Source organism: Pseudomonas sp. KCJK9058 (genome assembly GCF_046230975.1).
Classification (GTDB): domain Bacteria; phylum Pseudomonadota; class Gammaproteobacteria; order Pseudomonadales; family Pseudomonadaceae; genus Aquipseudomonas; species Aquipseudomonas alloputida.
Map to the genome: position 1 here is coordinate 25,426 of NZ_JBJJLR010000018.1, position 15,031 is coordinate 40,456.

General features: G+C 63.3%; 10 protein-coding genes. 8 read left to right on the plus strand and 2 right to left on the minus strand.

The features are described from left to right. Nucleotides 1–246 precede the first annotated feature (246 nt). Nucleotides 247–1,887, minus strand: coding sequence for a dihydrolipoyllysine-residue acetyltransferase (gene aceF, locus ACK59Z_RS12315; protein ID WP_108191839.1), 1,641 nt, complete (start codon nt 1,885–1,887; stop codon nt 247–249). A gap of 13 nt (nt 1,888–1,900) precedes the next feature. Beyond that, entirely contained in the window at nt 1,901–4,546 is a 2,646-nt protein-coding gene (gene aceE / locus ACK59Z_RS12320) for a pyruvate dehydrogenase (acetyl-transferring), homodimeric type (protein ID WP_108191838.1), read from the minus strand. A 383-nt stretch (nt 4,547–4,929) separates the two neighbouring features. Here aceE and glnE point away from each other — a divergent pair, with 383 nt between their 5' ends. The 8 genes from glnE (at nt 4,930) to ACK59Z_RS12360 (ending at nt 15,026) form a co-directional block, all read left to right on the plus strand. Then, entirely contained in the window at nt 4,930–7,863 is a 2,934-nt protein-coding gene (glnE, locus tag ACK59Z_RS12325) for a bifunctional [glutamate--ammonia ligase]-adenylyl-L-tyrosine phosphorylase/[glutamate--ammonia-ligase] adenylyltransferase (protein WP_010951694.1), read from the plus strand. Nucleotides 7,864–8,065: 202 nt separating this feature from the next. Next, complete coding sequence (gene waaF / locus ACK59Z_RS12330; protein ID WP_003255649.1) at nt 8,066–9,115, plus strand: lipopolysaccharide heptosyltransferase II; 1,050 nt, start codon at nt 8,066–8,068, stop codon at nt 9,113–9,115. Next, nucleotides 9,116–10,174 carry a lipopolysaccharide heptosyltransferase I gene (waaC, locus tag ACK59Z_RS12335; RefSeq protein ID WP_003255648.1) on the plus strand — a complete coding sequence of 353 codons (1,059 nt, stop codon included), beginning with the start codon at nt 9,116–9,118 and terminating at the stop codon, nt 10,172–10,174. Next, entirely contained in the window at nt 10,174–11,298 is a 1,125-nt protein-coding gene (locus ACK59Z_RS12340) for a glycosyltransferase family 4 protein (protein ID WP_003255647.1), read from the plus strand. Before waaC ends, ACK59Z_RS12340 begins: the two co-directional genes overlap by 1 nt. Then, a complete protein-coding gene (rfaP, locus tag ACK59Z_RS12345) occupies nt 11,295–12,101 on the plus strand; it encodes a lipopolysaccharide core heptose(I) kinase RfaP (RefSeq protein WP_003255644.1) in 807 nt (268 codons plus the stop codon). Before ACK59Z_RS12340 ends, rfaP begins: the two co-directional genes overlap by 4 nt. Next, nucleotides 12,101–12,835 (plus strand): lipopolysaccharide kinase InaA family protein, encoded by a 735-nt coding sequence (locus tag ACK59Z_RS12350; RefSeq protein ID WP_003255642.1) that lies wholly within the window; start codon nt 12,101–12,103, stop codon nt 12,833–12,835. Before rfaP ends, ACK59Z_RS12350 begins: the two co-directional genes overlap by 1 nt. After that, nucleotides 12,832–13,584: a lipopolysaccharide kinase InaA family protein gene (locus tag ACK59Z_RS12355; protein ID WP_003255640.1), complete on the plus strand. Its 753-nt coding sequence runs from the start codon at nt 12,832–12,834 to the stop codon at nt 13,582–13,584. Before ACK59Z_RS12350 ends, ACK59Z_RS12355 begins: the two co-directional genes overlap by 4 nt. Further along, complete coding sequence (locus tag ACK59Z_RS12360) at nt 13,584–15,026, plus strand: lipopolysaccharide kinase InaA family protein (RefSeq protein ID WP_019750251.1); 1,443 nt, start codon at nt 13,584–13,586, stop codon at nt 15,024–15,026. Before ACK59Z_RS12355 ends, ACK59Z_RS12360 begins: the two co-directional genes overlap by 1 nt. Nucleotides 15,027–15,031: the final 5 nt, after the last annotated feature.

Sequence of the window (15,031 nt, forward strand, 5' to 3'; positions counted from 1 at the left end):
GCGGCCCATCGCGACACAAGGCCGCTCCCACAGGGATCGCGCCAGCTTTTAGAAATTGAGCAAGACAGTTACTCCCACAATGTGGACTGCGATTGCCTGTGGGAGCGGCCTTGTGTCGCGAAAGGAGGGCGAAGCCCTCCCAGCTTTTTCCAGGCAAAAAAAGCCCCGCCAATCGACGGGGTTGAGGTACGAGCGTGGCAGCTCGAAAAGGGTACTGCCCCTCGCAAGGAGGGGCAGTGTGCTGGCTTACAGCAGCATGGTGCGGATATCGCCCAGCACGTCGCCCAGGCGCTTGGTGAAGCGCGCGGCGGCAGCGCCGTTGATCACACGGTGATCGTAGGACAGCGAAAGCGGCAGCATCAGCTTAGGCTGGAAGGCCTTGCCATCCCAGACTGGCTGCATGGTCGCCTTGGAGACGCCCAGGATAGCCACTTCCGGCGCGTTGACGATCGGCGTGAAGCCGGTGCCGCCAATGTGGCCGAGGCTGGAGATGGTGAAGCAAGCGCCTTGCATCTCGTCGGCCGACAGCTTCTTGGTGCGCGCCTTCTCGGCCAGTGCAGCGGCTTCGGCAGCCAGTTGCAGCAGGCTCTTCTGGTCGACGTTCTTGATCACAGGGACCAGCAGGCCGTCCGGGGTGTCCACGGCGAAGCCGATGTGCACGTACTTCTTGCGGATGATGGCCTTGCCGCTTGGCGCCAGCGAGCTGTTGAAGTCCGGCAGTTCCTTGAGCAGGAAGGCGCAGGCCTTGAGCAGCAGTGGCAGCACGGTCAGCTTCACGCCAGCTTTCTCGGCCACGGCCTTCTGCGCAACGCGGAAGGCTTCCAGCTCGGTGATGTCGGCAGAGTCGAACTGGGTCACGTGCGGCACGTTGAGCCAGCTGCGGTGCAGGTTGGCAGCACCGACCTGCATCAGGCGGGTCAGGGCCACTTCTTCCACTTCACCGAACTTGCTGAAGTCCACGGCAGGGATCGGCGGGATGCCGGCGCCGCCGGTTGCGCCAGCGGCTGCCGGTGCTTCCTTGGCCTTCTGCATCATCGCCTTGACGTACACCTGCACGTCTTCTTTCAGGATGCGGCCGTGCGGACCGGTGGCGGCAACCGCGCCCAGGTCGACACCAAATTCACGGGCCAGCTGGCGAACCGCCGGGCCTGCGTGAACCTTGGCATTGCTGCCGGCAGCCGGTGCGGTAGCAACCGGTGCTGCGGCAGCGGCCGGGGCAGCAGCAGGAGCAGGTGCGGCAGCCGGAGCAGCCTCAGCCTTGGCCGGGGCAGCAGCAGCTGGAGCCGCTGCCGCAGCAGGCGCAGCGCCAGCAACCTTGAGCTTGAAGATCAGGTCGCCAGTGCCGACTTCGTCTTCCAGCTTGCACAGTACTTCTTCGACCACGCCGGCAGCCGGCGACGGGATTTCCATGGAAGCCTTGTCGGACTCCAGGGTAATCAGCGACTGGTCGGCTTCGACGGTGTCGCCGACCTTGACCAGCACTTCGATGATCTTGGCCTTGCCCGACGAACCAATGTCCGGCACGTGGATGTCCTGCACGCTGGCAGCAGCCGGGGCTGCGGCCGGAGCAGCCGGAGCGGCTTCAGCGGCTGGCGCTGGAGCAGCAGCCGGAGCAGCGGCAGCGGCCGGAGCCTCAGGGGCCGCAGCAGCGGCGCCCTCGGCTTCCAGGACCAGCAGCTCGTCGCCTTCTTTCAGGCGGTCGCCCAGCTTGACCTTCAGTTCCTTGATGACGCCGGCCTTGGGCGCCGGAATTTCCATGGAGGCCTTGTCGGACTCCAGGGTCAGCAGGCTCTGGTCAGCCTCGATACGATCACCGACCTTGACGAACAGCTCGATGATTTCACCTTCACCGCTGCCGATGTCAGGTACGCGAATGAGTTCGCTCACTTAAAAATACTCCTCAGCAGTCCAGTGGGTTGCGCTTGTCCGGGTCGATACCGAACTTGACGATAGCGTCTGCAACAACCTTGGGTTCGATCTCGCCACGGTCAGCCAGGGCTTCCAGGGCAGCCAGCACCACGAAGTGGCGGTCGACTTCGAAGAAGTGACGCAGCTTCTTGCGGCTGTCGCTGCGACCGTAACCGTCGGTACCCAGGACTTTGAACTCTTTGCTCGGTACCCACTGGCGAATCTGCTCGGCGAACAGCTTCATGTAGTCGGTAGAGGCGATAACCGGGCCTTTGCGACCGTTCAGGCACTGCTCGACGTAGGTCTGCTTTGGCTTCTGGCCAGGCTTCAGGCGGTTGGCGCGTTCCACGGCCAGGCCGTCACGGCGCAGTTCGTTGAAGCTGGTGACGCTCCACACGTCGGCACCGACGTTGAACTCTTCACGCAGGATCTTCGCGGCTTCGCGGACTTCGCGCAGGATGGTGCCGGAGCCCATCAGCTGTACGTGGTGTGCGGCTTCGCGGGTGTCCTCTTCCAGCAGGTACATGCCCTTGATGATGCCTTCCTCGACACCGGCCGGCATGGCTGGCTGCTGGTAGGATTCGTTCATCACGGTGATGTAGTAGAAGATGTCCTGTTGCTCTTCGGTCATCTTCTTCATGCCGTCCTGGATGATCACCGCCAGCTCGTAGCCGTAGGTCGGATCGTAGGTGCGGCAGTTCGGGATGGTGCCCGCCATCATGTGGCTGTGACCGTCTTCGTGCTGCAGGCCTTCACCGTTGAGGGTGGTACGGCCGGCGGTACCGCCGATCAGGAAGCCACGGGTGCGGCTGTCGCCAGCGGCCCAGGCCAGGTCGCCAATACGCTGGAAACCGAACATCGAGTAGAAGATGTAGAACGGCAGCATCGGCTGGTTGTGGCAGCTGTACGAGGTACCGGCAGCGATGAACGACGACATGGCGCCGGCTTCGTTGATGCCTTCCTCGAGGATCTGGCCCTTCTTGTCTTCGCGGTAGAACATCACCTGGTCTTTATCGACTGGCTCGTAGAGCTGGCCGACCGACGAGTAGATGCCCAACTGGCGGAACATGCCTTCCATACCGAAGGTACGGGCTTCGTCCGGGATGATCGGGACGATGCGCTGGCCGATGTCCTTGTCCTTGACCAGCTGCGCCAGAATACGCACGAAGGCCATGGTGGTGGAGATTTCGCGGTCGCCCGAGCCGTCCAGGATCGCTTTCAGCGTTTCCAGTGGCGGGGTCGGCACGCTGAAGCTCTTGGCACGGCGCTGCGGTACGAAGCCACCCAGGGCTGCGCGGCGCTCGGCCAGGTACTTGGCTTCGGCAGAACCTTCTTCCGGCTTGAAGAACGGCAGGTTCTCCAGGTCGGCATCCTTGACCGGGATGTCGAAGCGGTCACGGAAGTGACGCAGGCTGTCGACGTCGACCTTCTTGGTGTTGTGCGCGGTGTTCTTGGCTTCGCCAGCACCGGTGCCGTAACCCTTGATGGTCTTGGCCAGGATGACGGTCGGCTGCTCTTTGTGGTTCACAGCCTGGTGATACGCCGCGTAGACCTTGTACGGGTCGTGACCGCCACGGTTGAGCTTCCAGATCTCTTCGTCGGACAGGTCTTCGACCATGGCCTTGAGTTCCGGGGTGTTGAAGAAGTGCTCGCGAACGTACGCGCCGTCTTTGGCTTTGTAGTTCTGGTATTCGCCGTCGATGACTTCGTCCATGCGGCGCTGCAGGGCGCCGTTGGTGTCCTTGGCCAGCAGTGGGTCCCAGAAACGGCCCCAGACGACTTTGTTGACGTTCCAGCCACCGCCACGGAACACGCCTTCGAGTTCCTGGATGATCTTGCCGTTGCCGCGAACCGGGCCGTCGAGGCGCTGCAGGTTGCAGTTGATGACGAAGATCAGGTTGTCCAGCTTCTCGCGGCCGGCCAGGGCGATTGCACCCAGGGATTCCGGCTCGTCGCACTCACCGTCGCCCATGAAGCACCAGACCTTCTGCTTGCCGGCCGGGATGAAGCCACGGGCTTCCAGGTACTTCATGAAGCGTGCCTGGTAGATCGCCTGGATTGGGCCCAGACCCATCGAAACGGTCGGGAACTGCCAGAAGTCAGGCATCAACCATGGGTGCGGGTACGAAGACAGGCCGTTGCCGTCCACTTCCTGACGGAAGTTGTTCATCTGGTCTTCGCTGATACGGCCTTCCATGAAGGCACGGGCGTAGACGCCTGGCGATGCGTGGCCCTGGAAGAAGACCAGGTCGCCGCCGTGTTCTTCGGTAGGGGCCTGGAAGAAGTAGTTGAAGCCGATGTCGTACAGGGTGGCACTGGAGGCGAAGCTAGAGATGTGTCCGCCCAGGTCCGAGTCTTTCAGGTTGGTGCGCATGACCATGGCCAGCGCGTTCCAACGCACCATCGAGCGAATGCGGCGTTCCATGAACAGGTCGCCAGGCATGCGTGCTTCGTGGGTGACAGGGATGGTGTTGCGGTATGGCGTGGTGATCGCATACGGCAGCTGGGAGCCACTACGGGTGGCCAGCTCGCCCATACGGGTCATCAGGTAATGAGCGCGGTCTTCGCCTTCTTTGTCGAGGACCGACTCCAGGGCATCCAGCCATTCCTGGGTTTCGATTGGATCGAGGTCTTGCATGGCTTGCTCCAGGGCGGAAAGGCAACCAGAATCGATTGCCTGAGATTGCGACTGGCCTTATGGGCAGACGTCGTGAATTCTTGGATTACCGGGGTGTCTTCCGGCGCGTTGTAGTTTTACTACATTTGCTTTCGCATTTCATGCTTTTACACGACACGAGTAGTAGTAAAACTACATTTGTGCGACGTTTGGTCGCACCTTGGCTTGTGAGGAAAAACGTTCATGTTGGTTGGCATTGTGTCGCGAACGGGTGGTTCTTGATGTTTGTTGCCAAGTTTTCGTTTTTTTCAGCTATTTCCAACTTTTGTACGACAGTCCAACCGTGGTCCGGCTTCCCCTTGGCCGCTTTTTCCCCTCTATTTCACGCCGATCAAGGATAGACCATGCGCCTACCTTTGCCCTCCGATCTGCCTGCCACCTTGCAGCCGCTGGTCACTCGCAACCAGCAGTTCATCAGCGATGCCGTGGCCGGCCACCCCGAACTCGACCTGCAGGCCTGGAGCCCGCTGCACCGGCAGCAGTTCGACCAGGTGGCTGCTGCCAGTGAATTCGTGCTCAGTTTGGCCCAGCGCGAGCCCGCCATGCTGTTCGCCCTGCTGGCCAGTGGCGAGCTGGAGCGGCGATACGCCCCGGGTGAGCTGCGCGGGCAAATCGCCGCAACAGCCCAGGCGGCACAGAGCGAGGACGAGCTGGCGCGCAATCTGCGCCGCGCGCGCAACCGCCAGCAGTTGCGCATTATCTGGCGCGACATTACCCGTCAGGCGGAACTTGGCGAAACCTGCCGCGACCTGTCGGACCTTGCCGATGCGGCCATCGACGAAGCCTACCAATGGCTGTACCCGCGCCATTGCCAGCAATTCGGGACGCCCATCGGCAACCGCAGCGGCCAGCCGCAGCACATGGTGGTGCTGGGCATGGGCAAGCTGGGAGCGGTAGAGCTTAACCTGTCGTCGGACATCGACCTGATCTTCGGTTTCCCCGAGGGCGGTGAAACCGAAGGGGTGAAGCGCTCGCTGGATAACCAGGAGTTCTTCACGCGCCTGGGCCAAAGGCTGATCAAGGCGCTGGACCCGGTTACCGTCGACGGCTTTGTATTCCGCGTTGACATGCGCCTGCGTCCCTATGGTTCGGCGGGTGCCCTGGTGCTCAGCTTCAATGCACTGGAGCAGTACTACCAGGACCAGGGCCGTGACTGGGAACGTTACGCGATGATCAAGGCGCGGGTGGTGGCCGGCGACCAGGCGGCCGGCGCGCAGCTGCAGGAGATGCTGCGCCCGTTCGTGTACCGCCGCTACCTGGACTTTTCCGCAATCGAAGCGCTGCGCACCATGAAGCAGCTGATCCAGCAGGAAGTGCGGCGCAAGGGCATGGCCGAGAACATCAAGCTGGGTGCCGGTGGTATTCGCGAAGTGGAATTCATTGCCCAGGCTTTCCAGCTGATCCACGGCGGGCGTGACCTCAGCCTGCAGCAGCGGCCGTTGCTCAAGGTGCTGGCCACCCTGGAAGGCCAAGGCTACCTGCCGCCAGCAGTGGTGGCCGAGTTGCGCGAGGGCTATGAGTTCCTGCGCTACACCGAGCACGCCATCCAGGCCATCGCCGACCGCCAGACGCAAATGTTACCGGAAGGTGAGACCGATCAGGCTCGCGTGGCCTATGTGCTCGGTTTTGCCGATTGGCAGAGCTTCCACGACCAGCTGATGTACTGGCGAGGCCGTATCGACTGGCATTTCCGCCAGGTCATTGCCGACCCGGATGATGAAGACGGCGAAGGCGAACTGGTGGTGGGTGGTGAGTGGTCGCCGTTGTGGGAGCAGGCGCAGGATGAAGAAGCCGCTGGCCGGCAATTGCAAGAGGCTGGCTTCAAGCAACCCGCCGAAGCCTTGAGGCGCCTGGCCGGGCTGCGTTCCAGCCCGCAGTTGCGCTCGATGCAGCGCATCGGCCGTGAGCGACTTGACGCATTCATCCCACGGCTGCTTGCCCAGGCGGTGGAGCATGACAACCCCGACCTGGTACTTGAGCGGGTGTTGCCATTGGTCGAGGCTGTGGCAAGGCGTTCTGCCTACCTGGTACTGCTGACCGAAAACCCCGGTGCCTTGCGCCGTTTGCTGACGCTGTGCGCCGCCAGCCCGTGGATTGCCGAGCAGATTGCCCTTTACCCGTTGCTGCTCGACGAACTGCTCAATGAGGGCCGCTTGTTCAGCCCGCCCTTGGCGCCAGAACTGGCCAGCGAGCTGCGCGAGCGCCTGACGCGCATCCCCGAGGACGACCTGGAGCAGCAGATGGAGGCGCTGCGCCATTTCAAGCTGGCCCACAGCCTGCGCGTGGCCGCCTCGGAAATCAGCGGCAACCTGCCGTTGATGAAAGTCAGCGACTACCTGACCTGGCTGGCGGAAGCCATCCTCGACCAGGTGTTGGCCTTGGCCTGGCGCCAGACCGTGGCCCGCCACGGCCAACCCAAGCGCAGCGACGGCAGCCTGTGCGACCCGGGTTTCATCATCATCGGTTACGGCAAGATGGGCGGCCTGGAGCTAGGCCACGGTTCGGACCTGGACCTGGTCTTCATCCATGACGGCGATCCGCAGGCGGAAACCGACGGTGCGAAGCCTATCGACAGTGCGCAGTTCTTCACGCGTCTGGGGCAGCGCATCATCCACTTGCTGACCACCCAGACCAACTCGGGCCAACTGTACGACGTGGATATGCGCCTGCGCCCGTCCGGCGCCTCGGGCCTGCTGGTCAGCTCGCTGGGCGCCTTCGAGCGCTACCAGCAGAACGAAGCCTGGACCTGGGAACACCAGGCGCTGGTACGGGCCCGTGTGCTGGTGGGTTGCAAGCAGGTGGGGGCGGCATTCGAAGGTGTGCGTGCCAAGGTACTGGGCCAGGCCCGCGACCTGGAAAAACTGCGCGGCGAGGTGAGTGAAATGCGCGCCAAGATGCGTGACAACCTCGGTACCAAGGCTACGGCTGCCGGTACTGCGGCGAACGCTTTCGACGCCGGCGTACCCTTCGATATCAAGCAGGATGCCGGCGGTATCGTCGATATCGAATTTATGGTGCAATACGCCGCTTTGGCCTGGTCCCATGACCATCCGGCCATACTTCGATGGACCGATAACATCCGCATTCTGGAAGAGCTGGAGCAGGCGAACCTGATGCCGGCCAGTGACGCGGTGCTGTTGCGTGAAGTGTACAAGGCGTTCCGCTCGGCCTCCCACCGCCAGGCCCTGCAGAAGGAGGCCGGGGTGATCGATGCGGCGCAGTTTGCCGATGAACGCCGTGAAGTGCGGCGGATCTGGGGTGAGTTGGGTTTAAGCTGATACCGTGTTGGCTTATTCGCGGGCAAGCCCGCTCCCACAGGTACTGCACAGGCCCTGAGCAGTGTGCAATCCCTGTGGGAGCGGGCTTGCCCGCGAATAGGCCATGTGAGTGGTACACTGTCCGCCACATAGCCTGAATATAAAGAGGGGAGGCCAGGCTGTACCGCAGCCTGTAGCCTCCCCGAGCGTTTCTGGACTAAGCATGAGAATACTGATCATTGGCCCCAGCTGGGTCGGCGACATGGTGATGGCGCAGACCCTGTTCCAGTGCCTGAAACAGCAGCACCCCGACTGCGTGATCGACGTGCTGGCCCCTGAATGGAGCCGGCCGATCCTCGAACGCATGCCTGAAGTGCGTCAGGCCTTGAGCTTCCCGCTCGGTCACGGCGCGCTGGAGCTGGCCACACGTCGGCGCATCGGCAAGTCCCTGGCCGGCCAGTACGACCAGGCTATCCTGCTGCCCAACTCGCTCAAGTCGGCGCTGGTGCCCTTTTTTGCCGGCATTCCCAAACGCACCGGCTGGCGCGGTGAAATGCGCTTCGGTCTGCTGAACGATGTGCGCAAGCTGGACAAGGCCCGCTATCCGCTGATGATCGAGCGCTTCATGGCCCTGGCTTACGCACCCGGCGCCGAGCTGCCGCAGCCATACCCGCGCCCCAACCTGCAGATCGAAGCGCAAAGCCGTGACGCCGCCCTGGCCAAGTTCGGCCTGGAACTGGACCGTCCGGTACTGGCGCTGTGCCCTGGCGCCGAGTTTGGCGAAGCCAAGCGCTGGCCGGCAGAGCACTATGCCGCTGTGGCCGATGCGATGATTCGCCAAGGCTGGCAAGTGTGGCTGTTCGGCTCGAAGAACGATCACCCGGTCGGTGAGCAGATCCGCGACCGGCTGATTCCGGGGTTCCGTGAAGAGTCGTCCAACCTGGCCGGTGAGACCTCGCTGGCCGAGGCCATCGACCTGATGTCCTGCGCCCATGCCGTGGTGTCCAACGATTCCGGTCTGATGCACGTGGCCGCTGCGCTGAACCGTCCGTTGGTGGCGGTGTACGGCTCGACTTCACCCGGCTTCACCCCACCGCTGGCCGAACAGGTGGAAGTGGTGCGCACCGGTATCGAGTGCAGCCCGTGCTTTGACCGCACCTGTCGCTTCGGCCATTACAACTGCCTGCGTCTGCTGGAACCGGGCAAAGTGATTGCCGCCCTGCACAGCCTCAGCGGACCGGACCTGATCGATACCGTGGCCGAGGTCGACTAAGTGCGGGTACTGATCATCAAGACCTCGTCGCTGGGGGATGTCATCCACACCCTGCCGGCGCTTACCGATGCCGCCCATGCCATTCCCGGCATCCGTTTCGATTGGGTGGTGGAAGAAGGCTTCGCCGAAATCCCCAGTTGGCACCCCGCGGTCGACCAGGTCATCCCGGTGGCGATCCGTCGCTGGCGCAAGAACCTCTGGCAAACCATCAAGAGTGGCGAGTGGAAGGCGTTCAAGCAGCGCGTGCGCGAGCGCAAGTATGACCTTGTGATCGACGCCCAGGGCCTGGTCAAGTCGGCCTGGTTGACCCGTTACGTGAAGGCACCCGTAGCCGGCCTGGACCGCTACTCGGCGCGCGAAGGCTGGGCCAGCCGCTTCTACGACCGGCCTCTGTCGGTCGCTACCGGCCAGCACGCGGTGGAGCGGGTGCGCCAACTGTTTGCCATGGCCCTGGCTTATGACCTGCCAGAAGGCATCGGCAACTACGGCCTGGACCTCGACCGCCTGCAACTGCCGCCAGCTGCGCCCTATGTGGTGTTCCTGCATGGCACCACCTGGGCGACCAAGCACTGGCCCGAAGCCTACTGGCGCGAACTGGCCGAGCGCATGGGCCGGCGCAAGCTGGAAGTGCGCCTGCCCTGGGGTAATCCGGCTGAGAAGGCGCGGGCCGAGCGAATTGCCCAAGGCTTGAACAACTGCCAGGTGCTCCCCAAATTGAACCTTGCCGGCGTCGCTCGTGTTCTGGCGGCGGCAAAGGCCTGCGTGGCGGTCGATACCGGCCTTGGCCACCTGGCGGCGGCACTCGATGTGCCCACCCTTTCGCTGTTTGGCCCAACCAACCCGGGCCTGACTGGCGCCTACGGACGGACCCAGATTCACCAGGCCAGTGACTGGCCTTGCGCTCCCTGCCTGCAGAAGAAGTGCACCTACAAACCGAGCGCCGATGACCTGGCCCGGTTCGATCTGAAACGCGAGTGGCCACTGTGCTTCACTCGCCTGAATCCCGAGCATGTGGCGAGCCGCTTGAGCGCGTTGCTGCTGGCTGAGGATGTCCGTTGATGCAACTGGCTTTCGTGCTTTACAAATATTTCCCCTTCGGCGGGCTGCAGCGCGACTTCATGCGCATTGCCCTGGAATGCCAGAAGCGGGGCCACCAGATCCGTGTGTATACGCTGATCTGGGAGGGTGACATTCCGCCGGGCTTCGAGGTGCTGGTGGCGCCGGTGAAGGCGATCTTCAACCACCGCCGCAACGAGAAGCTCAGCGCCTGGATGGCCGCCGACCTGGCCAAGCGCCCGGTCGACCGCCTGATCGGCTTCAACAAGATGCCAGGGCTGGACGTGTACTACGCCGCCGACGGCTGCTTCGAGGACAAGGCACAGACCCTGCGCGGTGGGCTGTACCGCCGCTGGGGCCGCTACCGGCACTTTGCCGAGTACGAGCGTGCGGTGTTTGCCAAGGACGCCCATACCGAAGTGCTGATGATTTCCGAAGTGCAGCAGCCGCTGTTCATCAAGCATTACGGCACCCCGGTAGAACGCTTCCACCTGCTGCCGCCAGGCATTTCCCAGGATCGCCGTGCGCCGGCCAATGCCGCCGAGATCCGCGCCGAGTTCCGCAAGGAATTCAATCTTGGGGATGACGACCTGCTGCTGGTGCAGATTGGCTCAGGCTTCAAGACCAAAGGTGTGGACCGCAGCCTCAAGGCACTGGCCGCGCTGCCGTCGGCCCTGCGCAAACGCACCAGGCTGATGGTGATCGGCCAGGACGACCCCAAGGTATTCCAGCTGCAAAGCGCCACTCTGGGCCTGGGCGACCAGGTGCAGTTCCTCAAGGGCCGCAGCGATATCCCGCGCTTCCTGCTGGGCGCCGACCTGCTGATTCACCCGGCGTACAACGAGAATACCGGTACGGTGCTGCTCGAAGCGTTGGTCGCCGGCTTGCCGGTGCTGGTGTCCAAGGTGTGCGGTTATGCCCACTACATTGCCGAGGCCGACAGCGGCCTGGTGCTGGACGAGCCGTTCGAACAAGATCAGCTCAACGGCTATCTGCAGCGCATGCTCGAAGACCCGCAGGCGCGTGCCAGCTGGTCGCGCAATGGCCTGGCATTTGCTGATAGCGCCGATCTGTACAGCATGCCGCAGCATGCTGCCGACGTGATCCTGGGGCAAAAAACCGCATGAAGCTGATATTGGCCGAACCCTTCAAACGCCTGTGGGCCGGGCGTGATGCCTTCGACGCCGTGGAGGCGCTGCAAGGCGAGGTCTATCGCGAGCTGGAAGGGCGCCGCACGCTGCGCACCGAAGTGGCTGGCGAGGGCTTTTTCGTCAAGATCCACCGTGGCATCGGCTGGGGCGAGATCTTCAAGAACCTGTTCACCGCCAAGCTGCCGGTGCTCGGTGCCGGCCAGGAGTGGAAGGCCATCCAGCGCCTGCATGAGGTGGGTGTGCCTACCATGACCGCAGTCGCCTATGGCGAGCGTGGCAGCAACCCGGCCGCGCAGCACTCGTTCATCATCACTGAAGAGCTGGCGCCGACCATCAGCCTGGAAGACTTCAGCATCGACTGGGTCAAGCAGCCGCCTGAGCCGCGCCTGAAGCGTGCACTGATCGCCGAGGTGGCGAAGATGACCGGCGGGATGCACCGCGCCGGGGTCAACCACCGCGATTGCTACATCTGCCATTTTCTGCTGCACACCGACCGACCGGTGACGGCAGATGACTTCAAACTGTCGGTGATCGACCTGCACCGCGCGCAAACCCGTGCCAGAATCAGCCGCCGCTGGCGCGACAAAGACCTGGCTGCGCTGTACTTTTCGGCCCTGGACATTGGCCTGACCCAACGCGACAAGCTGCGCTTCCTGCGCGGTTACTTCCAGCGTCCGCTGCGGCAGGTGCTGAAGGACGAAGCCGCACTGCTCGCCTGGTTGGAGCGCAAGGCCCAGAAACTCTACGATCGCAAGCAACGCTATGGGGACGCACTCTGATGGCGAGTTGGACACTGGCGCCGGGGTACGAACACCTGGCGGCGGACTTCGGCAGCCTCGACGCGGTGTTCGCCCTCCAGGGCGAACGGCTGACCCGCGACCCGCTCAGTGAGGTGGTACGCATCGAGCGTGACGGGATCAACTACTACGTCAAGCGCTACACCGGGGCCGGCAAGCACATGCGCCGGTACCTGGGGCGGCCACGCATCAAGGCCGAATGGCAAAACCTCAAGCAGTTCGCCAAATGGGGTATTCCCACTGCCGAAGTCGTGGCCTGGGGCCTGGAGCGCAACGGCCTGGCCTTTGGCCGTGGCGCTATGATCACCCGTGAGCTGCCGCACACCGAAGACCTGTCGGCCCTGGCCGATAACAACGATGCGCGCTTGGCCGACCGCAGCTGGGTCGACCATGTCAGCCGTCAACTGGCGCGCCATACCCGGGTCATGCACCAACACCGCTTTGCCCATAACGACCTGAAGTGGCGCAACCTGCTGGTCGATGACCAAGGCACGCTATTCTTCATCGACTGCCCCACCGGCGACTTCTGGCGCGGTTTCATGTGGCGCCACCGGATGATCAAGGACCTGGCATGCCTGGACAAAGTGGCCAAATACCACCTGTCAGCTACCCAGCGCCTGCGCTTCTACCTGCAATACCGTGGCCGCGACCGGCTGAATGTGCGTGACAAGAAGCGCATTCATCGGGTACTGGGCTTTTTCGAGGGAAGGGAATGACCGATTACCTGGCCAGCGCGGACCTCGCGCTGCTCAAGCGCCATGGCCTGGACAACTTCGAGGCACTGTGGGCGCTGCAACTTGATGCTGTGGACGAACCCAACACCGGCCGTGGTGGCTGGAGCAGCGTCTTCCGTCTGGAACTCGAAGGCAAGGGCTACTACCTCAAGCGCCAGAGCGACTACCTGACCCGTACCTTGCACCGGCCGTTCGGCGAGCCCACCTTCGCCCGCGAATTCCGCAACATCAGTCGCTACCAGAAGCTGCGCATTCCGGCATTGCAGGCGGTGTTCTACGGCGAGCGCAAGCAGGGCGGCAAGCACCGGGCTATCCTGATGACCCGCGCTCTGGACGAATGGGCCGACCTCGACAGCCTGCTGGCGCAGTGGCCGCGGTTGGGTGAAGCCGAGCGCACTGGCATCCTGCAGGCCTGCGGTCAGCTGGCGCGCACCCTGCACAGCGCCGGCCAGGTGCATGGTTGCTTCTACCCCAAGCACATTTTCCTGCGTCAACGCCGTGAGGGTTGGGACGCGCAATTGATCGACCTGGAAAAGACCCGGCCGCTGCTGTTCGGCATGCGTGACCGCCTCAAGGACCTGGAGCCGCTGCTGCGCCGCGCGCAGGCCTGGCGCGTGCAGGATGTACGTACTTTGCTGGCGACCTACCTGGGGCAGCCGGCTGACGGCGCGCTGGTCGACACCTGGCTGCAACGGCTGACGCAACGCCGTCGTGAAAAAGAGGCTCGCTGATGCGTTTGTCTGAACTGAAGGATGCCGGGCGCAGCCCGACGCTGCCCCTGAGTATCACGTTGGTTGATGCCGCCGGCAGTGCCGACTTGCAACTGCTCACCCTGCTGCGTGTGCTGCCGGGCCAGCGTTATGTGGGCGCTGGTGTCTGGCGTGGCACACCGGTGCTGGCGAAGCTGCTGGTCGGTGGTAACGCCGCGCGGCATTTCCAGCGCGAACTGCAGGGTGTGAAGTTGCTGGCCGAACAAGGCCTGACCACACCGACGCTACTGGCCGACGGCCTCAAGGAAGGCGAGGGCGGCTGGCTGCTGTTCGAGTTCCTTGACGGTGCCCAAAGCCTGGCCGATGCCTGGGCCGCAGTGGAAAACCTGCCAGTGCTGGCGGACGAGCAGCACCTGGTACTGGGCGAAGCGCTCACGGCTGTGGCGCACATGCACGCCCAAGGCCTTTGGCAGGAAGACCTGCACCTGGACAACCTGCTGCGCCATGCCGGCAAGCTGTACCTGATCGACGGTGCGGGCATCAGGGCGGAAACACCCGGTCAGCAGTTGTCGCGTCCACGCGTGCTGGAAAACCTCGGGGTGTTCTTCGCCCAGTTGCCCAAGCGCCTGGAGCCGTTCATCGAAGAGCTGCTGGTGCATTACCTGCTGGCCAATGCCGAGCATGCGTTGCCGCTGGAAGCGCTGCAGAAACAGGTGGACAAGGTGCGCCACTGGCGGCAGAAGGACTATCTGGACAAGGCTGGCCGCGAGTGCAGCCTGTTCAGCGTCCAGCGCACCCTCTCGGGCTTGCAGGCGATCCGCCGCAGTGAGGTCCAGGCCATGCAGCCTGTACTGGAGCAGGCCGATGCGCTGATCGACAAGGGCCATTTGTACAAGACCGGTGGCGCTGCCAGCGTGGCGCGCATCGAGGTCAATGGTCGCCCGTTGGTGATCAAGCGCTACAACATCAAGAACACCGCACATTGGTTCAAGCGCTTCTGGCGCCCGAGCCGAGCCTGGCATTCCTGGATTGAAGGCCACCGCCTGGAATTCCTCGACATCGCCACGCCACGCCCCCTCGCGGTGCTGGAGCAGCGGGTGCTGGGCCTGCGCAGCCGTGCTTACCTGGTCACCGAGTATGTCGACGGCCCGGACCTGACGGCATGCTTCGCGCCCTACGTCGAAAGCGGCGATGCGCCCGAGGAGCAGGTGGATGCTTTGGTGCACGTGATGCAGCAGCTGATTCGCGAACGCATCAGCCACGGCGACTTCAAAGGCCATAACCTGTTCTGGCACAACGGCCAGTGGTCGCTGATCGACCTCGATGCCATGTGCCAGCACGCCACCCAGCTCAGCTTCGCTCCGGCCTATGCCCGTGACCGGGCGCGGCTGCTGCGCAACTGGCCCAATGGCAGTGCCTTGCATCAGCGGCTGGACCGGCTGTTGCCAAAACTGGTCGACTGAGGCCG